This is a genomic window from Streptomyces sp. NPDC001220, assembly GCF_053597895.1.
Window position 1 is genome coordinate 179254 of record NZ_JBSFJE010000012.1, and the last position, 24567, is coordinate 203820.

A 24567-nucleotide genomic window follows, 5' to 3' on the forward strand; every position below is an offset into this window, starting at 1 on the left:
AACTCTCCTCAGCGGTGGGGGACTTGGGCGTCACGATGTCATCACTCGTGCGCGATGGCCGCCAGCACGTTCATGCGCGACGCGCGCAACGCCGGCAGCAGCGCCGCCACGATACCCACGACCGCCGAACCGATCACCACCGCGACGATCGTGCCCCAGGGGATCGCCAGCGCCTTCATGCCCTGGAGGGCCAGCACCTGCTGGGTGCACACGCCCCACACCAGGCCGAGCGCGAGCCCCAGCACCGCGCCGAACACCGCGATCACCACCGACTCCAGCCGGATCATCCGGCGCAACTGCCGCCGGCCCAGCCCGATCGCACGCAGCAGCCCGATCTCGCGGGTGCGCTCCACGACCGACAGGGCAAGGGTGTTGACGACGCCGAGCACGGCTATCACGATCGCCAGGCCCAGCAGCGCGTACACCAGGTAGAGCAGTACGGCGATCTGGTCGTGGACCAGCTTCTTGTAGTCGGCCTGGTCGCGGACCTGCACCTGCGGATACGGGGCCAGGGTCCGCTCCAGGTTCGCGCGGAGCCGGTCCACGCCGGTGCCCGAGGCGTGGTTGACGTACAACGACGAGTCCTGGCCGCCGGGGACGTACTTCTCCACGGTCGCGATGCCGAAGAACAACCCGCCCTGGGTGCCGAAGCCACTGCCGCTGTCCTGGTCGGTGAGGGCGCCCACCTTCATCTCGGCGCGCTTGCCGCCCTGGAACTCGACCGGGAGCACGCTGCCGAGGCGCACCTTGTGGTCCGCGGCGAAGGTGGCGTCCATGCCGATGCCGCCGTCGGCCAGCGCGGCCGCGGTGTTGCCGCCCTTGTAGGAGACATGGGCGACCTCGTCGACCTGCGGGTCGTACCCGGCGGCGGTCGTGGTGACCCGCTTGCCGTCCGGCAGCCGTACCGCCACCGGCGCGAACCGCTGCCGTACGACGAGACCGACGCCCTCGGTGCCGCGCACCTTGTCGGTGACCGCCTTGGTGAACGGCAGGAAGTTGCCGTTCTGGATGACGAAGTCGGCGCCCAGCGTCTTGTCGATCTGCTGGTCGAAGGACCTGGACATGGAGGCGCTCGCCACGGACATCCCGCCGACCAGGGCGAGCCCCACCATGAGCGCGGCGGCGGTGGCGCCGGTGCGGCGCGGGTTGCGCAGGGCGTTGCGCTGGCTCATCCGGCCGACCGAGCCGAACAGGGCGGGGAAGGCCGCGCCGAGGACCCGGATCACCGGACGTACCAGCAGCGGGCCCGCGACGACGGTCGCGAGCAGTGTCAGCACCACTCCGAGGCCCAGCAGCGAGGCGGCCGAGGCGGTCTTCGTGGCCGTCGCGCAGCCCGCGAGGGCCGCCGCCCCGAGTGCCCCGACGACGGCGCCGACGATCGCCCGCGTCTTCAGCGGCTTGCCCACCCCGGCGATCTCGGCGTCCGCGAGCGCCGCCATCGGCGACACCGTGGCGGCGCGCCGGGCGGGCAGGTAGGCGGCGACGAAGGTGACGCCGACGCCCACGACGTAGGCGGCGACGGGGGTGCCCCAGCCGATGACCATCTCGGTGGTCTTGAGGTTCATCCCGAACGCGGTCATCAGCTTGATCAGCCCGAGCGCCAGCCCGATGCCGGCCCCCAGTCCCAGGGTCGAGCCGACCAGGCCGAGCAGCACCGCCTCGGTGAGCACGGACCGCCGAACCTGACGCCGGTCGGCGCCCAGCGCGCGCAACAGACCCAGCTCGCGGGTGCGTTGGGCGATCAGCATGGAGAAGGTGTTGACGATCAGGAAGACGCCCACGAGCGTCGCGATGCCGGCGAACCCGAGCATCACGTACTTGATGACGTCGAGGAATCCGCCCAGGTCCGCGGCCGAGGACTTGGCCTGCTCGTCGGCGGTCTTCAGGTCGTACGTCCCGGTGCCGATCGCCTCGCCGACCCGGCGCTTCAGCTCGGCGTCCGGGACACCCTGCGCCGCGTCCACCGAGATGCTGGTCGCCCGGTCGGCGGAGCCCAGCAGTTCCTTCGCGGCCACCGAAGGGTCGAGGAAGACCAGGGCCGCGCCGGGGTTGGTGGCGGTGAAGGTGGCGATGCCGACGATCTCCACCGCGAAGGTGCCCGGCTGGGCCTGCACGGTCAGGGTGTCGCCGATGCGCACGTGCTTCTTGTCGGCGGTGTCGGCGTCGAGCAGCGCCTGGCCGGCGCCCTGCGGGGCGTGCCCCGAGGTGAGCTTCACGGGGCTGCGACGGGTGAGGTACCAGTCGGTGGCGATGGTCGGGGCGCCGGTGGTCGGGCCGACCGACTTGTTGTGGCTGTCGACCACCACGATGTTCTGCACGGACACGTCCGCGTGGCTGCCCGCGACCCCGTCGACCTTGGCGACCTGGTCCTCCAACGCGGCCGGCACGGTCTGCACGGCGCCGGTCGGCACCGACGACTTGAGGTCCTCCTTCGGTTCCACCGTCACGTCGGCGGAGGTGGAGGCGAACAGCCGGTCGAAGGTACGGGTGACGGTGTCGGAGAAGATCAGGCTGCCCGCGACGAACGCCACGGACAGGACGATGGCCAGCGCGGACAGCAGCAGCCGTCCCTTGTGGGCCAGGAAGCTCCGCAGGGTCGCCTTGAGCACCGGGTCAGTCCTCCTCGGGCCCCGCGGGCCCGCGTCCCACGTCGGATCCGGGGGTCTCGGGCCGCGCGGCGGAACCGCTCGTGTCAGGGCCCCCGGGGAAAAGCCGCATGCGTTCCAGTACGGCGTTCGCCGTCGGACCTTCCATCCGGTCCACCACCCGGCCGTCCGCGAGGAAGAGGACCAGGTCGGAGTGGGCGGCGGCGCCCGGGTCGTGGGTCACCATGACGACCGTCTGACCGAGCTGGTCGACCGCGTCCCGCAGAAAGCCCAGTACCTCCAGACCGGCCCGCGAGTCCAGGTTGCCGGTCGGCTCGTCGGCGAAGATCAGCTCCGGCCGGGAGGCCAGCGCCCGCGCGCAGGCCACCCGTTGCTGCTGTCCGCCGGACAGCTGGGCCGGCCGGTGCTTGAGCCGGTCCCGCAGTCCCAGCGTGTCGATGACCTGGTCCAGCCACTTCCCGTCGGGCTTCCTGCCCGCTATGTCCATGGGCAGGGTGATGTTCTCGACCGCGTTCAGCGTCGGGATCAGGTTGAACGACTGGAACATGAACCCGATCCGGTCCCGGCGCAGCCGCGTCAGCTCGCGCTCCCGCAGCCCCGTTATCTCGGTGCCGCCGAGCCAGACCTGGCCGGCCGACACGGTGTCCAGTCCCGCCAGGCAGTGCATCAGCGTGGACTTGCCGGAGCCCGACGGGCCCATGACCGCGGTGAAGCGGCCGCGTGCGATGTCCACGTCCACCGAGTCGAGTGCGAGCACGGCCGTCTCACCCGCGCCGTACGCCTTGGTCAGCCCCCGTGCCCGGGCTGCTGTCCCCTCGGCGGCGGGCGCCTCCGCAGCAGGTGTGGCCAAGACTGCCTCCTAGCTCGCGCGGCCTCTTTGTCCGCGTCGAGCGTAGTGTGACGCGTCCCACAGGCGGTATCACTTTTCGGTTCCGATGCGCGCTTGCCGGTGCTAGCGCCATCGCGCTAGCGTCTAGGTATGGCGAAGACCCAGCTGAACGTGCGCGTGGACGAGGGCACCGCCAAGGCGGCCCGTGAGCGCGCCCTCGCGCGCGGCATGAGCGTCAACCGCTACATAGAGGAACTGGTCATGCAGGACACAGGCGAAGCGGGCCGTACGTTCGTCGAGGCCGCAGCCGACTTCATGAAGCAGTACGAGTCCGTCTTCGCGGAGGAATTCGGCGAGGCGCAGGGTCCCGATACGTCTGACAAGACCGAAGGCCGTCACTGATCCCTTGAACGACCTGACCATCGATCTCGCCTGGCTCCTCATGCTCGCCGAACAGAAGACCCCGGGTGACCCCCAGGTCACCGACTGGGGTGCGCTGATCGCCGCCGTCGCCAGGCACCAGGCCGAGATATTCGACGTCCCCGTCTACGACACCCCGCAGGCCCGAGCCGCCGCCCTGCTCCAACTCCTCATCCACGTCCCGGCGCTCGAGCGCTCGAACGCCCTCTTCGCGTCCTCGGTCGCCTACGCCTACCTGGTCGCCAGCGGCCTCAAGGTCGCCACCTCGCCCGAACAGGTCCGTGATCTGGCCCGGCTGGTGAAGACCGGAGAGGCGAGCGTGTCCGACATCGCGGAGGAACTGCGCCGCTGGAGCCTGTGAACCGGGTGCCGCTCAGGACTCCGGGGGTTTGCGCGCGACGCCCAGCACACAGTACGAGGTCGGCAGCCGCAGGCCGTTCTCCGGCAGGAACACCCGCCGGTACGGGCCGAGTTCGAACCCGGCCGCGCGCAACTCGGCGATCGGGTCCCGGGACAGCCGGCAGCCGCCGTTCAGCAGTGGCCACACCGTCCGGTCCAGTGACCGCTGGGTGAACCGCATCGCCGGGCCGCCGCCCCGCCCGTGCTCGAAGAACCGCAGCTCACCGCCCGGCCGCAGCACCCGCCGTACCTCCGCGAGCGCCCGTGGCACATCCCGCACACTGCACAGCACCAGGGAGAGCACCGCCGCGTCGTACGCCTCGCTCTTCACCGGCAGCGCCTCCGCCGCGCCCGGCACCACGTCCACCGGGACCTCGGCGCGGACCGCGGCCTGAGCCGCCAACTGCCGCAGGGTGCGCTCCGGTTCGATCGCGACGACCTCCGCCACCGCCCCGGGGTACCGCGCGAAGTTGAGACCGTTGCCCGCGCCGATCTCGATCACGCGCCCGGACAGTCCGGAGAGCAGCCGGTCCCGGACGGCGGCCATCCCGAGCCTGGTCTCGGCGGTCACACTGATGCGGGCGTAGTAGCGGGCGAACAGCGGGTGGTGGACGGGATCGCGCACCGGTTTCCCGGCAGCGGTGGACATCAGCCGCATGACGATACCTCCCGACGGGAGCGGGTCTACGGTGATTGTCCCCCGTGAAGGCCCGTCGCACCCCCCGCCGCCGAATCAGGCGATGAAGTCCCGCACCTGCTGGTACACGCCGTAGTCGTCGTTCATGTCGGTGTGCGAGATGCAGCCGACACCGACGTCGGTCGCCCCGCTCAGCAGCGCCGAGGAGTCCGGGTCGATCGCCGCGTCGCAGTTCGACCAGTACGCCGCGTACGAGACGCTGCCGGGCGTCTCGTCACCGGAGTTCAGGGCGGTCAGGAAGGAGCTGCCGGTCGTCATCTCCTTGCAGGACGTGTACAGCCATCCGCACAGCGAGGCGACGCTCGTCCCGTGGTTCACCCCGGCGACCGACACGAAGTCGTCCACGTACGCGGTCCCGCCGAGGTTCTTGAGGTAGTAGCGGCTGTTCAGCGCGCCCATGGAGTGGACCACCAGGTCCACCTTCGAGGCGCCGGTCTGCGAGAGCACGGTCTGGATGTAGCTCGACAGCTGCGACGCGGTGGTGACGTTCGACTTCGTCCAGTCGTACGACCAGGCCCACAGCTGTGACGAGGTGTACCCGTCGGCCTTGAAATCCGCGATCCAGCTGTCCCAGCTGCTGGAGTCGCTGCTGAGACCGTGCACGAAGACGACCGGGTCGTGGCCGGCCGCCTGCGCGGGAGTGGCGGCCAGGGGGAGTGACAGAAGGAGCGAACCGGCTATCGCCGTCAGAGCGGTTGCGATGCGACGCTTGGCGCGTCCCATGATGCCTCCTGAAACGGGTGGGGTTGTTCAGGAGTGTCGGGACGGGTCTACGCGCGCCGCATCGGTGAAGTCGCCAGTCTTTACGAGTCAACTAACTCGCCAGTAACGTCTTTCGTGTGGTGATACCGGTGAATCCCCCACCTCTTGACCGCACTTCGCCACCGCAGACGCCCGAAGCGGTGCCATGCCCGGCTTCGGCGCTCCCCGAGGGCGTACGCGCCCGGGTGCGACGCGTCGTATACGAAGACCAGCGCGCCGTGGCCGAACTCGTGCCGCGCCTCACCGCACGGCAGACGGCGGGACTCGACCCGCTGCCGGCCGAACCGGCCGAACTCGCCCCACGGCTGCTCCATGCCCTGCGCCGGGAGATCCGTGCCCTGCCCGACGACACCCGTCGGCTGCTGCTCCTGGCCGCGGCCGACCAGTACCCGGTCGCCACCCACGCGTTCCTGCGCGCGGTCACGGCCGGCCGGCTCGACACCCGTCCGCTGGACGCCGCCGAGACCGCCGGGGTCGCCCACGCCGGTGCCGGCGGGGTGTTCTTCCGGGACGCCTGGACCCGGATCGCCGCCTACGGGACCGCCTCCCCGGCCGACCGGCGCGAAGCCCACCAACTGCTCGCCCGGGTGCTGGGCGGCAAGGACGAGACCGCCCGCCGCTCCTGGCACCGCGGCGCCGCCGCGCTCGGACCCAGCGCCCGGCTCGCGTCGGAACTCCGGGTCGCCGCCGGCCGCGCCCGCGCCGAGGGCAGACCCGCGCTCGCCCGCGCCCTCGCCGAACGCGCCGCCGACCTCTGCCCGGACCCGGTCGCGGAGGCCCGGCTGCTCGCCCTGGCCGCCGCCGACGCCTGGCGCTCCGGAGAGCCCGACCGGGCGAGACGGCTCGCCGCCCGTACCGACGACTCCGCCCTCGACGGCGTCCTCGCCCTCAGAGCCGGCAACGCCGCGGAGGCCTTCGACGCCCTGCTCACCGCCGCCGTCCGGCAGGAACGTTCCGTCGACTCCGCCGAGCTCCTCGCCCTCGCCACCGAGGCCGCCGTCTACACCGGCGACCTCGGACGCTGCCGCGAGGCCCGTGACATCGCCCGGTGGCTGGGCGTCTCCCCGCCCGGCATCCTCGCCGGACTCGCCGTCGCCGTCGAGGGCCGCTACGACGACGCCCGGATCCTCCTCAAGGGCACCGCCGGCCGCTGCGGGCCCGGCGGCGACCCCGGTCTGCTGATCCACTCCGGCATGGCGGCGCTGATGCTCGGCGACCACACCCGCGCCGCCACCGCCACCCTCCGTGCCGCCGCGTCGGCCCGCGCCCTCGGCACCCCGGCGACGGCCGCTCAGGCCATGGAGTTCCGGGCCTACGCCGACTTCTGGACCGGCCGTACCCGGGCCGCCGAGGCCGCCGTCCAGGAGGCCCTGGACCAGGCCCACGCCACCGGGCAGGACAACGGGGCCTGTCACCTCCAGGCCGCGCTCGCCATGTTCGCCGCGGTCCGGGGCGACGAGGAGGCCTGTCGCGAGCGCGCCGCCGCCGCCCGCGCGCACGCCCTGGCGCACGGGCTCGGCCTGCCCGCCGCCCTCGCCCAGTGGGCGCTCGCCTTCCTCGACCTGGCGGGGGGCCGCTTCCCCGCCGCGGCCGCCCGGCTGCGCGCCCTCGCCGGGTTCGGCCCAGGACACGGCCACCGGGCCATCCGGCACCTGGCCACCCCGCACTACGTCGAGGCCGCCGTGCGCACGGGGGACACCCGGGTCGCCCGTGCCGCGTACGCCGACTACCACCGCTGGGCCACCGCCGTCCGCAGCACCGACGACCTCGCGCTCAGCGCCCGCTGCCGGGCCCTGCTCGCCCCCGGCGCCGAGGCCGTCCAGCACTACCGTGCCGCCCTCGACCTGCACGCCCGGGGCACCCGGGACTTCGAACGCGCCCGTACCGAGCTGCTCTTCGCCGGGGCCCTGCGCCGGCTGCGGCAGCGCCCCGAGGCCCGCGACCGGCTGCACAGCGCGCTGGCCGCCTTCGAGTCCTTCGGCGCCCCGCACTGCGCCGCCCAGGCCCGTGCCGAACTACGCGCACTGGGCACGGCGTTGACACCTGCCACCACCGGCGCGCCCGACCCGGCCGCCGTCCTCACCGCCCAGCAGCACATGGTCGCCCGGATGGCCGCCGAGGGCGCCACCAACCGCGAGATAGCCGACCGCCTCAATCTCAGCCCACGCACCATCGACCACCACCTGCGGGGGGTCTTCAGCCGGTTGGGGATCCGATCCCGGATCGAACTGGTACGGCTGCTCGGCGAGTCGCCCTAGGTCCGTCGGTCGGGTGCGCCTGCGTGGGGGCTGGTCGCGCAGTTCCCCGCGCCCCTCAAGGGGCGTTCCACCCGACCGACGTGGCCTGCCCCGGTACTAAGGCGCTTCCCGCACCCGGAACGCCTCCGCGTCCCAGCCGCCGTCCAGCCGCGCCGACAGCCAACCCGGCGCCGCCGCACGGAAGTCGGCGGGCGCCAGCGCTCCGGCCCCGGCGGGCAGTGCGCCGAGCAGCGGTGCCCCGGCCACCTCCGGAAGATCGGCCACATTGCAACGTGACGCCAGATCCGGGGACCCTGGCCAGCTGCCGATCACCACACCCAGCAACTCCAGCTCGCGGGCCCGCAGTTCACGGGCGGTCAGCTCGGTGGTGTTGAGGGTGCCGAGTCCGGCCGACGCCACCACCAGCACCGGGGCGTTCAGCAGCCGGGCCGCGTCCGCCAGTGTGCCGCCGGCCGCGTCGAACCGTACGAGCAACCCGCCCGCGCCCTCGACCAGCACCAGTTCGTGCTCGGTGGCCAGCTTGGCGGCGGCCTCCGCCACCTCGTGCGGACGCACGGGGGCCATCCCGGCCCGCCGGGCCGCCGTGCCGGGCGCCAGCGGCTCGGGGAAACGGGCGAGTTCGGCCGTCGTCACCGGGCCGGCGAGCCGCGCGACCTCGTCGGCGTCCCCGCGCTCGTCCGGCCGTACCCCGGTCTGCGCGGCCTTGAGGACCGCCACCGAGCGGCCCGCCGTGAGTGCCGCGGCGGCGACCGCGGCCGTGGTGACCGTCTTGCCGACCTCGGTGCCCGTCCCCGTGATGATCAGGATCGGCATGTTCATCCCTTCCGCGCGGCGGCACACACCGCGCGCGCGATCCGTGCCACGTCCGCGTCGCCCGTGACGTACGGGGGCATCGTGTAGACCAGGTCGCGGAACGGCCGCAGCCACACACCCTCGCGTACGGCGGCCGCGGTGGCCGCCTTCATGTCCACCTCGTGGTCGAGCTGTACGACCCCGATGGCGCCGAGCACCCGGACGTCCCGTACGCCGGGGATCTCCCGGGCCGGCGCCAGGCCGTCCCGCAGTCCCGTCTCGATCCGCTTGACCTCCGCCCGCCAGTCCTGGCCCAGCAGCAGCCCGAGCGAGGCACAGGCCACGGCGGCGGCCAGCGGGTTGCCCATGAACGTCGGTCCGTGGGCCAGCACCGGCACGTCGCCCCGCGAGATGCCCTCGGCCACCCGGGGCGTGCACAGGGTCGCCGCCATCGTCAGATAGCCGCCGGTCAGCGCCTTGCCCACGCACATCACATCGGGCGTGACGGCCGCGTGGTCCGCCGCGAACAGCGCACCCGTGCGGCCGAAGCCGGTCGCGATCTCGTCGAACACCAGCAGCACGTCGTGCGCGTCGCAGGCCTCGCGCAGCACCCGCAGATAGCCGGGGGAGTGGAACCGCATCCCGCCCGCGCCCTGCACCACCGGCTCCACGATCACCGCGGCCAGTTCGTGCGCGTGCCGCTCGATCAGCGACCGCAGCCGGTCGGCGTACGACTCCTCGTACTCGGCCGGCGGCGCGTCCGCGAAGACCTGGCGGGGCAGCACCCCGGACCACAGCTCGTGCATCCCGCCCTCGGGGTCGCACACCGACATCGGCTGCCAGGTGTCCCCGTGATAGCCGCCCCGCCAGGTCAGCAGGCGCTGTTTCGCGGGGCGGCCGAGGGAACGCCAGTACTGCAGGCACATCTTGACCGCGACCTCGACCGAGACCGAGCCGGAGTCGGCGAGGAAGACATGCTCGAGACCGGCCGGCGACATGTCGACAAGGAGCTTCGCCAGGCGCACCGCGGGCTCGTGGGTGAGTCCGCCGAACATCACATGGCTCATCCGGCCGAGCTGGTCGCGCGCGGCCTCGTTGAGCACCGGGTGGTTGTAGCCGTGGATCGCCGACCACCAGGACGACATCCCGTCGATCAGTTCGCCCGAGCCGTCCGCGAGCCGCAGCCGGACCCCGCTCGCCGACTCCACGACGAGCGGTTCGGCCCGGCCCGGCATCGGTCCGTACGGATGCCAGACGTGCCGCCGGTCCAGCTCCAGCAGCTCGGGGACGCCCAGGTCAGGCATTGGGCGCGAGATCCGTTCCGGCGCCCCGGCGGCGGACGGCGACCAGGTCGGTGCGCGGCTCGCCCGTCTGGGCGGCGGCCGTACCGCAGAGGTCGGCGCCGTCGTGTCCGCCACAGCCCGAACCGCACCCGGCCTCGGCATGCGACCCGCACCCGGCCTCGGCATGCGACCCGCAGCCGCCGGCCGCGACCTCCGCCCGGTGCTGCGGCAGGGTCACCTCGCCGGCGCCCTCGACCACGAACCCGGCGTCCGCGATCATCTCCAGGTCGGCCTGGCCGGCCTGGCCCTCGGTGGTGAGGTAGTCGCCGAGGAAGATCGAGTTGGCGAGGTGCAGCGCGAGCGGCTGCATGGTGCGCAGATGGACCTCGCGGCCGCCCGCGATACGGACCTCGACGTCCGGGCAGACGAACCGCACCATGGCCAGGATCCGCAGACAGCGCTGCGGGGTGAGGTTCCACTCCTTGGCCAGCGGGGTGCCCTCGACCGGGATCAGGAAGTTGACCGGCACCGAGTCCGGGTCCAGCTCGCGCAGCGAGAAGACCACGTCGACCAGGTCCTCGTCGGTCTCACCCATACCGGCGATCAGACCGGAGCAGGCGGACAGGCCGGCCGCGTGCGCCTTGTTGACGGTGTCCACCCGATCGGCGTACGTGTGCGTGGTCGTGATGTCCCCGTACGTCCCCTCGGACGTGTTGAGGTTGTGGTTGTAGGCGTCCGCGCCCGCCTCGCGCAGCCGCTCGGCCTGGCCGTCGGAGAGCAGACCGAGGCAGGCGCACACCTCGACGCCCTCGTTCTGCTCCTTGATCGCCTTGATGGTGCCGGCCACCCGGTCGACGTCCCGGTCGGTCGGGCCGCGCCCGCTCGCCACCAGGCAGACCCGCTTGGCACCCCCGGCCAGACCGGCCGCGGCCGCCTTCGAGGCCTCGTCGGGTTTCAGCCAGCTGTACTTGAGGATCCCCGTCGAGGAGCCGAGGCGCTGCGAGCAGTAGGAGCAGTCCTCAGGACACAGGCCCGACTTGAGGTTGACCAGGTAGTTGAGTTTCACGCGCCGCCCGAACCAGTGCCGGCGCACCTTGCCGGCCGCGGCCACCACATCGAGCACGTCGTCGTCGGAGGTCGCCAGTACGGCGAGCGCTTCCTCGCGGGTCGGCAGCTCGCGCCGAAGCCCCTTGTCCACCAGCGTGTTCAGCAGGTCCATGAGAGCCGATCCTCTACTACGAGGCTGCTCCGGGCCAAGGAGAGTTTGCACAACCCTGTCAGTTCGACGTGTGGGTATTGCCACACAGTGGGTGGCTGGTGGTCCCGCTAGGGTCTGTTCACTGCCTACAAATTCACCGGAGGAGCCATGGCGTTCGGCTGGATCGACGAACAGGCGGAACTCCGCCGCCGCGCCGGACTGGTACGGACCCTGCGCCCCCGCGCCGCCGACTCCCCGCTGCTGGACCTGGCGAGCAACGACTACCTGGGCCTCGCCCACCACCCGGAGGTGGCCGAGGGCGCGGCCGGGGCGGCCCGGACCTGGGGCGGCGGCTCCACCGGCTCCCGACTGGTCACCGGCACCACCGAGCTCCACACCGAGCTGGAGCGCGAGCTGGCCGAATTCTGCGGGTTCGAGGCGGCCCTGGTCTTCTCCTCCGGCTACGCCGCCAACCTCGCCGCCGTCACCACCCTCGGCCCGCACGGCTCCCTGATCGTCTCCGACGCCCTCAACCACGCCTCGCTGATCGACGGCTGCCGGCTGGCCCGGGGCACCACGCAGGTCGTCGGACATGCCGACCCGGACGCCGTACGCAAGGCGCTCGGTACCCATGAGGGGCCCGCGGTCGTCGTCTCCGACACGGTGTTCTCGGTGGACGGCGACGCGGCACCGCTGGCCGCCCTGGCCGGGGCCTGCCGGGAGCGCGGCGCCGGGCTGCTCGTGGACGACGCCCACGGGCTCGGGGTGCTCGGGGACGGCGGGCGGGGCGCGCCCTACGCGGCCGGGCTCTCCGGCGCCGACGACGTGGTGGTCACGGCGACCCTGTCCAAGTCGCTGGGCAGCCAGGGCGGGGCCGTGCTCGGCCCGGCCCGGGTCATCGACCATCTGGTGAACGCGGCCCGGACCTTCATCTTCGACACCGGCCTGGCCCCCGCCGCGGCGGGGGCGGCCCTGGCGGCGCTACGGCTGCTGCGCCGTGAGCCCGAACGCGCGGAGCGGGCCCGGGAGGTCGCCGCGGAACTGCACGCACGGCTGACCGCCGCGGGTCTGGAAGCGGTGCGTCCGGACGCCGCGGTGGTCTCCGTGCGGGCCCCGTCCCCGGAGGGGGCCGTGCGGTGGGCGGCCGACTGCCGTACGGCAGGCCTGGCCGTGGGCTGTTTCCGTCCGCCGTCCGTGCCGGACGGCATCTCACGGCTCAGGCTCACCGCCCGTGCGGACCTCTCCGGGGCCGAGATCGAACGCGCTGTACAGGTGATCGGTGGGACACGACCATGAGTCGGCGTGACAGGGCCGGGTCCTGACCGAATGCGGATACGGAGTCGGTTACGGGCTGATCAGCCGGTGAGCGCCGACACGAAACCCGCCCAGCTCCCGGGGGAGAAGAGCAGCGCGGGTCCGGCCGGATCCTTGGAGTCGCGCACGGCGAGCAGTCCGGTCAGCCGACCGGAGCGCGGCCGTGCCGTCTCCACACAGTTGTTCGCTCCGGTGCTGTAGCTGCTGCGCAGCCACCGCAGTCCGTGCAGATCAGCACTTGAAGGAACGTTCCGAGGCAGTGCAGTCATGGTGCCTCCTTACGCGCCGTCACCTATCCCGGCGATGTAATCCAACGAGTCCTCGGGCGAAAGGGCGTGGATCTGAAGGGTGTTGAAGGCCTCCGTGTAGGCCTGGAGGTCTTCTTTCCGTTCGAGGTAGAGGCTACTCGTCAACTGGTCGAGAACAACCACGTCCAGATCAGAAGTGCTCGGAAATGAGAAGATTACGAAAGGCCCGGTGATGCCGATATGCGCCCCGGCCGAGAACGGCAGCACCTGGAGCCGTACCTGGGGCAGCCGCGCCGACTCCACCAGCCGCTCCAGCTGTCTGGCCATCACGCCCGGGCCGCCGACCTCCCGGCGCAGCACCGCCTCGTCCAGCACCGCGCTCAGCTCCAGCGGCGGACGGTTGCGCAGCACGTCCTGCCTGGCCAGACGTACCTGCACGAGGGCGTCCAGCGCCTCGTCGTCGAGCCCGTCGGCGGCCACCCGGGTCACGGCACGCGCGTACTCCGGGGTCTGCAGCAGCCCCGGTACGACCGAGGTCTCCAGCGTGCGCATCGCACTGGCCTGCGACTCCAGGCTGATGAAGTCCCGGTAGGTGGGCGGCAGCACCCCACGATAGGCGTGCCACCAGTGGTGCCGCCCGGCCGTGTCCTCCGACCCCGCCAACACCAGCAGCAACTCGCGCAGTTGCCCCTGGACCACGCCGTAGGCGTCGAGAAGTAACCGCACATCGGCCGGTTTCACACCGCTGGCGCCGGTCTCGATCCGGCTCACTTTCGACTGATGCCAGCCCACCAGACGGGCGGCTTCACCGCTCGTGAGGCCGGCGCCGGTGCGCAGTGTGCGCAGTTCGGCGCCCAGTTTCCGGCGGCGCACCGCGGGACCGTTCTGCATGGGCTACTCCTTACTCCTTCCGAGCCGCCCAAATACGCTCTGGGGTAGCAGAGTTCACCGCATCGAGCGACAGATATATGCATATCTTGGTGGATCGCTCCCCTGGCCGCCCTGGTAATGGCAGTCTGACGAAGAAGCACCAGTCCGGGACCGTACTCGAACCACACGCACCGTGTCGGACTCCGGTCCCGTGGGAAAGGGACGACGTCGCCATGGCAGACCACCTGGAAGCATCCGTCACTCTGCCGAGCGATCCCGCCTCGGTCTACGCGGCCCGCTCCTACGTGCTGAGCACCCTCGCGGAATGGGGGCTGCCACCGGAGACGGAGACCGCGGACACCATCCGCCTCATCGTCTCCGAACTCGCCACCAACGCGGTGCAGCACACCTTCGGGCAGTCACCCACCTTCACGGTGGGCCTCGTCCTCGACCGTGACGAACAGCTGTGCATCGGCGTCACGGACAGCCATCCGCGGTTCCCCAAGAGACTCCCAGCCGCGGTCCAGCAGGACAACGGGCGCGGCATGGTCATCATCCGCTGGCTCACCGCGGAGTGCGGCGGCAAGCTGCGGGTGCGCCCCACCCGGGAGGGCGGCAAGACCGTCTTCATCGAACTGCCCTGGGCAGTCCCGGCCGGTACGGTCACCGCCGCCGGCCAGCAGGAACCGTAGCCCCGAGTTCCCGCCGGCCGGCCGCTGGGTGGGTCAGCTGACCCGGCCGTACCAGACGCTTCGCGTCCAGATCTTCTGGAGCTTCACCACGTCCCCGGTCTTCGGGGCGTGCCAGATCCTTCCCTTCCCGGCGTAGATGCCGACGTGGTACACGCTGGAACCCGAGTGGAAGAAGACCAGGTCCCCGGCCTTGCGATTGCCGGCCGAGATGTGACGGGTCTTGTTGTACTGCTGGGCCGCCGTTCGCGGGAGCTTCTTGCCCGCCTTCTTGAACGAGTACAGCGTGAGCCCGGAGCAGTCGAACCGGTTCGGTCCGGTGGCACCCCACCTGTAGGGCGAGCCCTTCTTCGAGGCCGCCACCTGAAGTGCTTTCGTCCCCATCGTGGCGGCCGAGGCGTCGGAGGCGACACCAGGGATCACGATGGAGCCGCCCACGGCGGCGATGGTGAGCGCCGAGGCCGTGCCGGCCCGCGCCATCAGCGACGGGACACGATTGAGCGCAGTCATGCGCAACCCTTCGTCAGCCGCCTGTGAAGGATGACCTGTCGGATTCGGGCTGGCGAAGTTGCCCGGCCGTGTCGCCACGGCTTCACCCCAAGGGCTGCGCGGCCCGGTCATGGTGCGACCGTGCCGGCGACCCGTCGTGCTCGGGTCCTCCACTCCTGCCGATCCACTTCCGTCGACCGGGCATCCGGACGGCGGCAGGACTCGGCGTCCGCCCGGATCGCCCCGCCGTTGTGGCGGGGGCTTGTCGTCAGACAGGGATCTTCACTCACCCCTGTCCGAAAATCCCAACGGAACCGTGGATTTGTGGGGTTACTCACCACCCACCCGTTCGGGTGGACAGCCTTGTGTTCGATTAGCCGTCAACTCCCCGACGTAGCCCCGGACCTGCACCGAAGCCCTCCGCGGGCACCTTGGAGCACGCACCTTGAGCGGCTCGATCGGTCAGGTAAAACCACGCCATCCTCCGCCGAACGGCGGTAACCCCTTTGGGTCGTTTCAACTCCGGCCAGGTCGGCCGGTGGACGCGTCGCTCCGGACTCCGCCCGGCGTCACCGTACGCAGTCGGGCGGGAGTGCGACGCGCGCGGTCCGGCGCTCGCCGTCGAGCACCCGCAACGCGCGTGCCAGCGTGTCCCCGTGAAGCTCCGTCTCGCCCCGGCGATGCATCAGGGCGAGGGCGTCGCGCAGCTCGGCCGCCGCGCGCACCAGCGCCTGCGCGGCGCGCAGCCCACGATAGGTGTCCTCGTTCTGCGCCGGGTTGATCCGGCCCAGCAGGTCGACCACGTCCAGGTAACGGTCGATCAACTCGCCCTCGGCGCGGGTCAGCGCGGGCAGCGGCGGCAGCTCCGGTGGCAGCATCGGCCGTTCACCCCGCGTCCGGAAGGCCGGGCGAGGTCCGCCGGCCGGGCACGATCCGGTCCACCAGTCCGTACGCCAGCGCCGCGGGCGCGTCCAGCACCAGATCCCGCTCCAGGTCCCGGTGTACCTGGGCCGGTGTGCGCCCGGTGTGCCGGACGAGCATCTCCTCGAGCAGCGCGCGGGTCCGGTCCAACTCCGCCGCCCGGATGACCAGATCACTCGGCTGGCCCTGTACCGGTTCCGGCAGCGACGGCTGCTGGAGCACGACGCGCGCACCCGGCAGCACGGAACGCTTGCCCGGGGTGCCCGCCGCGAGCAGCACCGCGGCCGACGCCCCGGCCTGCCCCAGGCAGATCGTCTCCACGTCACAGGTGACGTACTGGACGGTGTCGTAGATCGCGGCCATCGCGCTGAACGAGCCGCCCGGAGAGTTGATGTACAGCGAGATGTCCCGCTCCGGCGCCGCGTGCTCCAGGTACATGAACTGCGCCAGCACGTCGTTGGCGGAGGTCTCGTCGACGGGCGCGCCGAGGAAGACGATCCGCTCCTCCAGCAGCTTCGAGTACGGATCCAGGGTGCGCTGCCCGGAGCCGGTGCGTTCGGTGAACTCGGGCAGGACATAGCGGGCGGACGGTCGGGTCATGGCGTACCCCTCCTCGCGGCTGAGCTGTCTCAGCGGCCGGACTCTCCGTCAGAAATGTACAGGACGTACAGAATCTCGGGAGGGTGTCATGCGGGGATTCCGCTGTCGCCGAACAAGATGTGTTGTCCGAGGTGCCCCGTAAGCTGGGGGCATGGCCTACGAGATTCCGGTGACGCAAGCCAGGGCTGAGCTCGCCGAACTGATCAACCGGGTGGTGTACGGCGGTGAGCGCGTCGTCGTGACGCGGCACGGCAAGCCTCTCGTCGCCCTCGTCTCAGCCGCCGACCTCGAGCGCCTCGAAGAGCTCTCCGAAGCCGCCGAGGGGCAGGTGGTCAGCGCGGTCTCCACGGTCCGCGAGACCGCCGCCGTACGCCCGGAGCGCGGCCGCTTCGGTATCGCGGCCGAACACCGGGGCGCCGCGGGCTCCTGACCCGACCCCTGTCGTGACATCGGCCCTCCCCCGGACGTCGGGGGAGGGCCGACGCGTGTGCCGACGGCCCCCGGCGACCCGGTGTTCACCCGTACGGGCGTGAGGGCGGCGGTGGAGTGGCAGCCGCCGGCGCGGGCGGTGCGCGCCGTGCGCCGGGACGCGCCCCCATGCACCGGTCATCAGATGATCAAGGTCCGGTTAACGTCGTCGAAACTCCGGCAAACTAGCCTGCCGATCCACGCCACCAGGGGTTTTCGTATCCGGATCGGGTTTCTGAGCCCGATCTGTCGCGGTGGCTGCGGCAACCGGGCCCCGCACGGTCCGGAGCGAGGACTGTGAGGTGGGACGTGCAACTGACCCCGCACGAGCAAGAGAGGCTGCTGATCCACGTGGCGGCCGACGTGGCCGAGAAGCGCCGGGCCCGCGGACTGCGGCTGAACCACCCGGAGGCGATCGCCCTCATCACGTCACACATCCTCGAAGGCGCCCGTGACGGCCGTACCGTCGCCGAACTCATGGCCTCCGGGCGCAAGCTCCTCACCAGGGACGACGTCATGGAGGGCATCCCCGAGATGATCCACGACGTCCAGGTCGAGGCGACCTTCCCGGACGGCACCAAGCTCGTCACCGTCCACGACCCGATCGTCTGAGGGGGCCGCCGATGATTCCCGGAGAGATCCTCTTCGCCGACGGGCCCATCGTGTACAACGAGGGCCGCGACGTCACCCGGATGACCGTCCTCAACGCCGCCGACCGGCCCGTCCAGGTCGGCTCCCACTACCACTTCGCCGAGGCCAACCCCGGACTGGAGTTCGACCGGGGTGCCGCACACGGAAAGCGGCTGAACGTCGCCGCCGGCACCGCCGTCCGCTTCGAGCCCGGCATCCCCGTCGACGTCGAACTCGTCCCCCTGGCCGGGGCCCGTGTCGTCCCCGGGCTGCGCGGGGAGACCGGAGGTGCCCTCGATGCCTGAGATCTCCCGTGCCGCCTACGCCGACCTGTTCGGACCGACGACCGGCGACCGGATCCGGCTCGCCGACACCGACCTGATCGTGGAGATCGAGGAGGACCGTTCCGGCGGCCCCGGGCTCGCCGGGGACGAGGCCGTCTTCGGCGGCGGCAAGGTCATCCGCGAATCCATGGGCCAGTCGCGCGCCACGCGCGCGGAAGGCACCCCCGACACGATCATCACCGGCGCCGTGATCATCGACCACTGGGGCATCGTCAAGGCCGACGTCGGCATCCGCGACGGCCGGATCACCGGCATCGGAAAGGCGGGCAACCCCGACACCATGGACGGGGTCCACCCGGAGCTGGTGATAGGGCCCGAGACCGAGGTCGTCGCCGGCAACGGGCGGATCCTGACCGCCGGCGGTGTCGACGCGCACGTCCACTTCATCTGCCCGCAGATCGCCGACGAGGCACTGGCCGCCGGGATCACCACGCTGGTGGGCGGGGGCACGGGACCGGCCGAGGGCTCCAAGGCCACCACCGTGACCCCGGGGCCGTGGCACCTCGCCCGGATGCTGGAGGCGATGGAGCAGTACCCGCTCAACATCGGCTTCCTCGGCAAGGGCAACACCGTCTCGCACGAGGCGATGGTCTCGCAGATCCGGGGCGGCGCACTGGGGCTGAAGCTGCACGAGGACTGGGGGTCCACCCCGGCGGTCATCGACGCGGCCCTCACCGTCGCCGACCGCACCGGCATCCAGGTGGCCATCCACACGGACACGTTGAACGAGGCCGGGTTCGTCGGCGACACCCTCGCGGCGATCGGCGGCCGCGGGATCCACGCGTACCACACCGAGGGTGCGGGTGGCGGGCACGCGCCGGACATCATGACGGTCGTCTCCGAGCCGCACGTACTGCCGAGTTCGACCAATCCGACGCGGCCGTACACGGTGAACACGGCCGAGGAACACCTCGACATGCTGATGGTGTGCCACCACCTGAACCCGGCGGTGCCGGAGGACCTGGCCTTCGCCGAGTCACGGATCCGGCCGTCGACCATCGGGGCCGAGGACATCCTGCACGACCTGGGTGCGATCTCCATCATCTCCTCGGACGCGCAGGCCATGGGGCGCGTGGGCGAGGTGATACTGCGGACCTGGCAGACCGCGCACGTGATGAAGCGGCGGCGCGGCGCGCTGCCGGGCGACGGGCGGGCCGACAACCACCGGGTGCGTCGCTATGTCGCCAAGTACACGATCAACCCGGCGCTCGCCCAGGGGCTAGCCCGCGAGATCGGGTCCGTCGAGAGCGGCAAGCTCGCCGACCTCGTGCTGTGGGAGCCCGCGTTCTTCGGGGTCAAGCCGCACCTCGTCCTCAAGGGCGGCCAGATCGCCTACGCGCAGATGGGCGACGCCAACGCGTCGATCCCCACCCCCCAGCCGATTCTGCCGCGCCCCATGTACGGGGCGATCGGGCGGGCGCCGGCCGCCAACTCCTTCAACTTCGTCGCCCCGCTGGCCGTAGAGGACGGGCTGCCGGAGCGGTTGCAGCTCGGGAAGCGGTTCGTCGCCATCGAGTCGACCCGTGGGGTGACCAAGGCGGACATGCGCGAGAACGACGCGCGTCCGACGGTGCGGGTCGACCCCGACAGCTTCGCCGTGTACATCGACGGGGAGCTGGTCGAGGCGACACCGGCCGCCGAACTGCCTATGGCCCAGCGCTACTTCCTGTTCTGAGAGCCGGTGTATGTGATGTCTCGGGCAGCGTTGCTGGTACTGGCCGACGGCCGCTTTCCCGCCGGAGGGCATGCGCACTCCGGCGGGGCGGAGGCGGCCGTCAAGGCCGGGCGGATCACCGGGGCGGCGAGTCTGGAGGAGTTCTGCCGGGGGCGGTTGCACACGGCGGGACTGGTGGCGGGTGCCCTCGCCGCGGCCGCGGTACTCGGTGTCGAAGTACGGGAGTTGGACGCTGCGGCGGACGCACGGACGCCGTCGCCCGCGCTCCGGAGTACGGCTCGCAGGCTCGGACGCCAGTTGCTGCGGGCCGCGCGGGCCACCTGGCCGGCGGCCGAACTCGACGACCTGGCAATGGGGTTCCCCAAGGGTGCTCATCAGCCGGTGGTGTTGGGAGTGGTGGCCCGGGCGGCGGGGCTCTCGGCCGAGGACGCGGCCTACTGCGCCGCGTACGAGTGCGTGAGCGGGCCGGCCACCGCGGTCGTACGGTTGCTGAGTCTGGACCCGTTCGAGGCGACGGGCGTGCTGGCCCGGCTGGCGCCCGAGGTGGACCGGGTGGTGGACCGGGCGGTGGGGGCGGCGCGGCGGGGGGCCGCGGGGGGCGGGGTGGACGAACTGCCCGCGGGTTCCGCGCCGTTGCTGGAGATCGGGGCGGAGTGGCATGCGGGGTGGGCGGTGCGGCTGTTCGCGTCCTAGCCGGCCCGTGCCCGCGCCGTGCCCGTGCCCCCGCCGTGCCCGGAACCCGGCCGTCCCGGAACCCGGGCGTCCCCGGACCCCGCCGTCTCCGGCACCCCGCCGTCTCCGGCACCCCGCCGTCCCCAAACCCCCGGCCGTCCCCAGACCCCCGCCTCTGCCTGAACGGCCTCGTCCGCAACCGCCGGACGGGCTGCGAAGTGGGCCAATCCGATGAAGGAGCCGTACATGCATCTCGACAACGACCACGACCACGGTCCTGCCGCCGTCAGCGCCGACGCCCGGCGTCCCGACGGATCACGGCGTGCCCTTCGCATCGGGCTCGGTGGGCCCGTCGGATCCGGCAAGACGGCTACCGTCGCCGCTCTGTGCCGGGCCCTGCGCGACGAGTTGTCCCTCGCCGTCGTCACCAATGACATCTACACGCGTGAGGACGCGGAGTTCCTGCTGCGCGAGGCCGTGCTGCCGCCCGAGCGGATCACCGCCGTCGAGACCGGAGCCTGCCCGCACACCGCGATCCGGGACGACATCTCGGCCAACCTCGAAGCCGTGGAGGACCTGGAGGACGAGGTCGGGCCACTGGATCTCATCCTCGTCGAGTCGGGCGGGGACAACCTCACGGCCACCTTCTCCAAGGGACTCGTGGACGCGCAGATCTTCGTGATCGACGTGGCCGGTGGCGACGACATCCCGCGGAAGGGCGGCCCCGGTGTCACCACCGCCGACCTGCTCATCGTCAACAAGACCGACCTCGCTCCCTACGTGGGTTCCGACCTCGCCCGGATGGCCGCCGACGCGAAGGCACAGCGGGCCGAACTGCCCGTCGTGTTCCAGTCGTTGCGCGGCGACACCGGTGTCGCGGACGTGGCCCGGTGGGTGCGGGAGCGGCTCGGCGCGTGGACGGCATGACCGTCACCGGGGTGCGAGCCGGCGCGCGGATCGTCGCCCGGGGTGACGGCCGGGGCGGTACCGCGCTTCCCGTGCTGGAGGGGGAGGGGCCGCTCGCGCTGCGGCGCACCCGGGGGAGCGGGGCCGAGGCCCGGGTGATGGTCGTCGGGGCGATGAGCGGGCCGCTCGGCGGGGACCGGTTCGGGATCGAGGCCCGGGTGGAGGACGGGGCCCGGCTGTGCGTGGGCTCGGCCGCGGCGACCATCGCGCTGCCGGGGCAGCTGAAGGGCGAGGCCCGGTACGACGTGCGGCTCGATGTCGCCGACGGCGGTGAACTGCGCTGGCTGCCCGAGCAGTTGATCTCAGCGAAGGGGAGCGACCTGTACGTCTCCACCCGTGTCGACGTCGGGGCGTCCGGCCGGCTGGTGCTGCGGGAGGAGCAGGTGCTCGGGCGGGTGGGGGAGGAGCCAGGGCGGCTCACCAGCCGGCTCACGGTGCGCGTCGCCGGAAGAGCGCTCCTCGACCAGGAGTTGGCCTGCGGACCCGGGGCGCCCGGCGGCTGGGACGGGCCGGCGGTACTGTCGGGACGGCGCGCGGTGGGGCAACTCGTCGTCGTCCGACCGGAGTTCGCGGAGAAGCCGGTGGTGGCCCGGATGCTGGGGGAGTGCGCGGCGCTCACTCCGCTCGCCGGCCCCGCCGTGCTCGTGAGTGCGGTGGCGGCCGATGCGCTGCTGCTCCGGCGGGTGTTGGACGAGGCGTTGGAGCACCTCGGTGGCTGATCCGCTCAGCGGGACGTGATCCTCCGGTTATCGGATTGGTAAAGACGGCTGTCACACCCTGTTCTCAGGAGGTTCACAGCCGGAAGGATCCCCCCTGACTATTCGTGACCAAGTACGGGGAGGGGCCCACTTGAGGGACAACTTCAGATCGAGGAGCCGGATACTCGCGTTCGGCACGGCCGGGGCGCTCGTCACCGCGAGCCTGATCACCGGTGCTCTCGCGGCTCCCGCTTCCGGCGCCGAGGCCCGGCACGGGCAGGACCGTGAGCAGTGGGGCGCGGCCGTCGCCGCCGCGCATGCCGCCAAGGCCGGGATCGACTGGGCCGACTGCCCGGCCGACTGGGCCCTGACGAAGCCCGTCCAGTGCGGCTGGGTCAGCGTGCCGCTGGACTACGCGAAGCCGTACGGCAAGCAGATCAGGCTCGCCGTCGACCGCATGGGCAACACGGGGACGAAGGCGGAGCGCCAGGGCGCGCTCGTCTACAACCCCGGCGGCCCGGGCGGCTCGGGAATGCGCTTCCCGCTCCGGGTCACCACCAAGAACCCCCTGTGGGTCAACACCTCGAAGGCGTACGACTTCGTGGGCTTCGACCCGCGGGGTGTCGGCCACTCGGCGCCCATCTCCTGTGAGGACCCGCAGGAGTTCGTGAAGGCTCCCAAGGCCGACCCGGTGCCGGACACCGAGGCGGACAAGACCGCGCAGCGCAAGCTCGCCAAGGAGTACGCGAAGGGCTGTGCCGAGCGCACCGGCCGGGCGATGCTCCAGCAGATGACCACCGCCAACACCGCCCGCGACCTGGACGTCATCCGGGCCGCCCTCGGCGAGAAGAAGCTCAACTACCTCGGTGTCTCCTACGGCACCTACCTCGGTGCCGTGTACGGGACGCTGTTCCCGGGGCACGTGCGCCGGATGATCGTCGACAGTGTCGTCGGCCCGTCGCGGGAGAACATCTGGTACCAGGCCAACCTGGGCCAGGACGTCGCCTTCGAGGGCCGCTGGAAGGACTGGGAGGACTGGGTCGCCGCGCACGACTCCGCCTTCCATCTGGGGACCACGCGGGACGCCGTCCAGGCCAAGTGGCTCCAGCTGCGCGCCACCGCCAAGGCGAACCCGATCGGCGGGGTCGTCGGACCGGCCGAGCTGATCGGCTTCTTCCAGAGCGCGCCCTACTACGACTCCTCGTGGGTCCCGGTCGCCACCGTGTTCGGCAAGTACTTCGCCGGTGACACCCAGGCCCTGGTCGACGCGGCCGCCCCGGACCTCTCCGACACCGCGGGCAACATCACGGCGGAGAACGGCAACGCCGTCTACACCGCCGTCGAGTGCACCGACGCCAAGTGGCCCACCAGTTGGCAGAAGTGGGACCGCGACAACACCCGGCTCAACCAGCAGTACCCCTTCATGACCTGGGCCAACGCATGGCTGAACCTCCCCTGCGCCACCTGGCCGGTCAAGCAGCAGACCCCGGTGCACGTCACCACCCACAAGGGCCTGCCGCCGGTGCTGATCGTGCAGTCCACCCGTGACGCCGCCACTCCGTACCCGGGCGCCGTCGACCTGCACAAGCGCTTCAAGGGCTCCCGCCTCATCACCGAACAGGGCGCCGGCTCGCACGGAGTGACCGGCCTGGTCAACCCGTGCATCAACAGCCGTGTCGACACCTACCTGCTCACCGGGAAACTGGACGGCGCGGACGTCACCTGCACGCCGCACGCGACACCGCAGCCGTAATCCGTCCGGAACGGCGACGGGGGGCGGCGGGAACTGTCCCGCCGCCCCTCGTTGCGCGAGGTCAACTCAAGGGTGCCCGGGGGAACTTGCGCTCCCTGGTGCTCTTCGCCGCCGCCTGCCCGGCCTTGACGACGGCCGCGTACTCGTCGACGTACTCCTGCTCGGAGAGGGTCAGGATGGCGTACATGATCTCGTCGGTGATCGCGCGCAGGACGGCCTTCTCGTTCTCCATCCCGGCGTAGCGGGAGAACTCGAGGGGCTTGCCGAAGCGGATCATCACGGGGTGGATGTTCGGGATGACCTTGCCCGGCGGCTGCGCCTCGAAGGTGCCGATCATCGCGCAGGGGATCACCGGGACACCGGCCCGCAGCGCCATCACGGCCACGCCGACCTTGCCCTTGTAGAGCCGGCCGTCGTGCGAGCGGGTGCCCTCCGGATAGATGCCCAGCAGTTCGCCCCTGCTCAGCACCCCGAGCCCCTCCCGGATCGCGGCCTGGCCGGCCTCCTTGCCCGAGCGGTCCACCGGGATCTGTCCGGCGCTGCGGAAGAAGAACGCGGTCAGCCGGCCCCGTACGCCCGGCCCCGTGAAGTACTCGGCCTTGGCGAGGAAGGTGATCCGCCGCCTGAGGACGGCCGGCATCAGGAAGTGGTCGGCGAAGGAGAGATGGTTGCCGGCCACGATGGCCGGGCCCGAGGCGGGCACATGTTCCAGACCTTCGATCCGGGGCCGGAACGCCAGCCGCAGCAGCGGCCCCAGCAGCACGTACTTGAGCAGGTAGTAGAACATGGCTCGCCCCTCACTTTGCCAGCTCCCCTGCGAGCTGGTGCTACCCCAGGTCAGTATGTGTCACACGGCAGTCGGCCCAGGTGCGCCCGTGGTCATCCGGTGCGGTGCCCAGTCGGTCTCGTGCCGACCCTTCGCCGGCTGACCTGACGGTTGGTCAGGTACCTGGTCGGTGTGGCGCGGGTCGGCACACGGCCGCTCC

26 protein-coding genes are annotated in these 24567 nt (G+C 71.6%); 13 read left to right on the plus strand and 13 right to left on the minus strand.

Translation table 11 applies throughout. From position 1 onward, the window contains the following. Window positions 1-41: 41 nt before the first annotated feature. Both ACWDGI_RS27865 and ACWDGI_RS27870 read right to left on the minus strand, forming a co-directional pair. Entirely contained in the window at window positions 42-2609 is a 2568-nt protein-coding gene (locus ACWDGI_RS27865) for an ABC transporter permease (protein ID WP_450763487.1), read from the minus strand. Between the two features lie 4 nt (window positions 2610-2613). Continuing rightward, window positions 2614-3456 carry an ABC transporter ATP-binding protein gene (locus ACWDGI_RS27870; protein ID WP_450763489.1) on the minus strand — a complete coding sequence of 281 codons (843 nt, stop codon included), beginning with the start codon at window positions 3454-3456 and terminating at the stop codon, window positions 2614-2616. A gap of 129 nt (window positions 3457-3585) precedes the next feature. On the opposite strand from ACWDGI_RS27870, the gene ACWDGI_RS27875 reads away from it, so the two are divergent. Together ACWDGI_RS27875 and ACWDGI_RS27880 are read left to right on the plus strand one after the other, a co-directional pair. Next, window positions 3586-3837 (plus strand): toxin-antitoxin system HicB family antitoxin, encoded by a 252-nt coding sequence (locus ACWDGI_RS27875; protein ID WP_351698264.1) that lies wholly within the window; start codon window positions 3586-3588, stop codon window positions 3835-3837. A gap of 4 nt (window positions 3838-3841) precedes the next feature. Further along, window positions 3842-4216, plus strand: a complete 375-nt coding sequence (locus ACWDGI_RS27880; protein ID WP_450763491.1) for a fic family toxin-antitoxin system, toxin component — start codon at window positions 3842-3844, stop codon at window positions 4214-4216. A gap of 12 nt (window positions 4217-4228) precedes the next feature. Here ACWDGI_RS27880 and ACWDGI_RS27885 read toward each other — a convergent pair whose 3' ends face one another. After that, window positions 4229-4912 (minus strand): class I SAM-dependent methyltransferase, encoded by a 684-nt coding sequence (locus ACWDGI_RS27885; RefSeq protein WP_450763493.1) that lies wholly within the window; start codon window positions 4910-4912, stop codon window positions 4229-4231. Window positions 4913-4987: 75 nt separating this feature from the next. Then, on the minus strand, window positions 4988-5674 hold the full coding sequence (locus ACWDGI_RS27890; RefSeq protein ID WP_450763495.1) for an esterase/lipase family protein: 687 nt from the start codon (window positions 5672-5674) through the stop codon (window positions 4988-4990). A gap of 116 nt (window positions 5675-5790) precedes the next feature. Between ACWDGI_RS27890 and ACWDGI_RS27895 the strand changes: the two genes are divergently transcribed. Continuing rightward, window positions 5791-7971: a LuxR C-terminal-related transcriptional regulator gene (locus ACWDGI_RS27895; protein WP_450763497.1), complete on the plus strand. Its 2181-nt coding sequence runs from the start codon at window positions 5791-5793 to the stop codon at window positions 7969-7971. A 96-nt stretch (window positions 7972-8067) separates the two neighbouring features. Here the strand turns inward: ACWDGI_RS27895 and bioD are convergent, their stop codons facing one another. Genes bioD through bioB form a run of 3 tightly spaced genes read right to left on the minus strand, consistent with a single transcriptional unit; the run spans window position 8068 to window position 11265 of the window. After that, entirely contained in the window at window positions 8068-8784 is a 717-nt protein-coding gene (gene bioD / locus ACWDGI_RS27900; RefSeq protein WP_450763499.1) for a dethiobiotin synthase, read from the minus strand. A 2-nt stretch (window positions 8785-8786) separates the two neighbouring features. Continuing rightward, window positions 8787-10067: an adenosylmethionine--8-amino-7-oxononanoate transaminase gene (locus ACWDGI_RS27905; RefSeq protein ID WP_450763500.1), complete on the minus strand. Its 1281-nt coding sequence runs from the start codon at window positions 10065-10067 to the stop codon at window positions 8787-8789. Continuing rightward, window positions 10060-11265 (minus strand): biotin synthase BioB, encoded by a 1206-nt coding sequence (gene bioB, locus ACWDGI_RS27910; protein ID WP_450763502.1) that lies wholly within the window; start codon window positions 11263-11265, stop codon window positions 10060-10062. The genes ACWDGI_RS27905 and bioB overlap by 8 nt, the downstream gene beginning before the upstream one ends. A 147-nt stretch (window positions 11266-11412) precedes the next feature. Here bioB and ACWDGI_RS27915 point away from each other — a divergent pair, with 147 nt between their 5' ends. Next, the gene (locus ACWDGI_RS27915; protein ID WP_450763504.1) at window positions 11413-12540 is read left to right on the plus strand and encodes an 8-amino-7-oxononanoate synthase; all 1128 of its coding nucleotides are present in this window, start codon (window positions 11413-11415) and stop codon (window positions 12538-12540) included. A gap of 59 nt (window positions 12541-12599) precedes the next feature. Here the strand turns inward: ACWDGI_RS27915 and ACWDGI_RS27920 are convergent, their stop codons facing one another. Together ACWDGI_RS27920 and ACWDGI_RS27925 are read right to left on the minus strand one after the other, a co-directional pair. Further along, a complete protein-coding gene (locus ACWDGI_RS27920) occupies window positions 12600-12827 on the minus strand; it encodes a DUF397 domain-containing protein (RefSeq protein ID WP_362561995.1) in 228 nt (75 codons plus the stop codon). A 9-nt stretch (window positions 12828-12836) separates the two neighbouring features. After that, window positions 12837-13697, minus strand: a complete 861-nt coding sequence (locus tag ACWDGI_RS27925) for a helix-turn-helix domain-containing protein (RefSeq protein WP_450763506.1) — start codon at window positions 13695-13697, stop codon at window positions 12837-12839. A gap of 212 nt (window positions 13698-13909) precedes the next feature. Here ACWDGI_RS27925 and ACWDGI_RS27930 point away from each other — a divergent pair, with 212 nt between their 5' ends. Then, window positions 13910-14368, plus strand: coding sequence for an ATP-binding protein (locus ACWDGI_RS27930; RefSeq protein ID WP_450763508.1), 459 nt, complete (start codon window positions 13910-13912; stop codon window positions 14366-14368). Between the two features lie 33 nt (window positions 14369-14401). Here ACWDGI_RS27930 and ACWDGI_RS27935 read toward each other — a convergent pair whose 3' ends face one another. The 3 genes from ACWDGI_RS27935 to ACWDGI_RS27945 all read right to left on the minus strand — a co-directional run bounded on the left by ACWDGI_RS27935 (window position 14402) and on the right by ACWDGI_RS27945 (window position 16375). Further along, complete coding sequence (locus ACWDGI_RS27935; RefSeq protein ID WP_450763510.1) at window positions 14402-14875, minus strand: C40 family peptidase; 474 nt, start codon at window positions 14873-14875, stop codon at window positions 14402-14404. 548 nt (window positions 14876-15423) lie between these two features. Then, the gene (locus ACWDGI_RS27940) at window positions 15424-15732 is read right to left on the minus strand and encodes a hypothetical protein (protein WP_450763512.1); all 309 of its coding nucleotides are present in this window, start codon (window positions 15730-15732) and stop codon (window positions 15424-15426) included. 7 nt (window positions 15733-15739) lie between these two features. After that, complete coding sequence (locus tag ACWDGI_RS27945; RefSeq protein ID WP_450763514.1) at window positions 15740-16375, minus strand: ATP-dependent Clp protease proteolytic subunit; 636 nt, start codon at window positions 16373-16375, stop codon at window positions 15740-15742. A gap of 151 nt (window positions 16376-16526) precedes the next feature. On the opposite strand from ACWDGI_RS27945, the gene ACWDGI_RS27950 reads away from it, so the two are divergent. The 8 genes from ACWDGI_RS27950 to ACWDGI_RS27985 all read left to right on the plus strand — a co-directional run bounded on the left by ACWDGI_RS27950 (window position 16527) and on the right by ACWDGI_RS27985 (window position 23581). Next, entirely contained in the window at window positions 16527-16805 is a 279-nt protein-coding gene (locus ACWDGI_RS27950) for a type II toxin-antitoxin system Phd/YefM family antitoxin (protein WP_450763516.1), read from the plus strand. Between the two features lie 347 nt (window positions 16806-17152). Further along, window positions 17153-17455, plus strand: a complete 303-nt coding sequence (locus ACWDGI_RS27955) for an urease subunit gamma (protein ID WP_037672587.1) — start codon at window positions 17153-17155, stop codon at window positions 17453-17455. 11 nt (window positions 17456-17466) lie between these two features. After that, a complete protein-coding gene (locus ACWDGI_RS27960; RefSeq protein WP_450763518.1) occupies window positions 17467-17778 on the plus strand; it encodes an urease subunit beta in 312 nt (103 codons plus the stop codon). Continuing rightward, the gene (locus tag ACWDGI_RS27965) at window positions 17771-19492 is read left to right on the plus strand and encodes an urease subunit alpha (protein ID WP_450763520.1); all 1722 of its coding nucleotides are present in this window, start codon (window positions 17771-17773) and stop codon (window positions 19490-19492) included. Before ACWDGI_RS27960 ends, ACWDGI_RS27965 begins: the two co-directional genes overlap by 8 nt. Before the next feature lie 15 nt (window positions 19493-19507). Beyond that, window positions 19508-20185 carry an urease accessory protein UreF gene (locus ACWDGI_RS27970; RefSeq protein WP_450763522.1) on the plus strand — a complete coding sequence of 226 codons (678 nt, stop codon included), beginning with the start codon at window positions 19508-19510 and terminating at the stop codon, window positions 20183-20185. A 225-nt stretch (window positions 20186-20410) separates the two neighbouring features. Next, complete coding sequence (gene ureG / locus ACWDGI_RS27975; RefSeq protein WP_450763524.1) at window positions 20411-21091, plus strand: urease accessory protein UreG; 681 nt, start codon at window positions 20411-20413, stop codon at window positions 21089-21091. Continuing rightward, window positions 21088-21849, plus strand: a complete 762-nt coding sequence (locus ACWDGI_RS27980) for an urease accessory protein UreD (protein ID WP_450763768.1) — start codon at window positions 21088-21090, stop codon at window positions 21847-21849. Before ureG ends, ACWDGI_RS27980 begins: the two co-directional genes overlap by 4 nt. 130 nt (window positions 21850-21979) lie before the next feature. Next, window positions 21980-23581, plus strand: a complete 1602-nt coding sequence (locus ACWDGI_RS27985) for an alpha/beta hydrolase (protein ID WP_450763526.1) — start codon at window positions 21980-21982, stop codon at window positions 23579-23581. Window positions 23582-23642: 61 nt separating this feature from the next. Here the strand turns inward: ACWDGI_RS27985 and ACWDGI_RS27990 are convergent, their stop codons facing one another. Further along, window positions 23643-24368: a lysophospholipid acyltransferase family protein gene (locus ACWDGI_RS27990; protein ID WP_450763528.1), complete on the minus strand. Its 726-nt coding sequence runs from the start codon at window positions 24366-24368 to the stop codon at window positions 23643-23645. Between the last annotated feature and the right edge of the window lie 199 nt (window positions 24369-24567).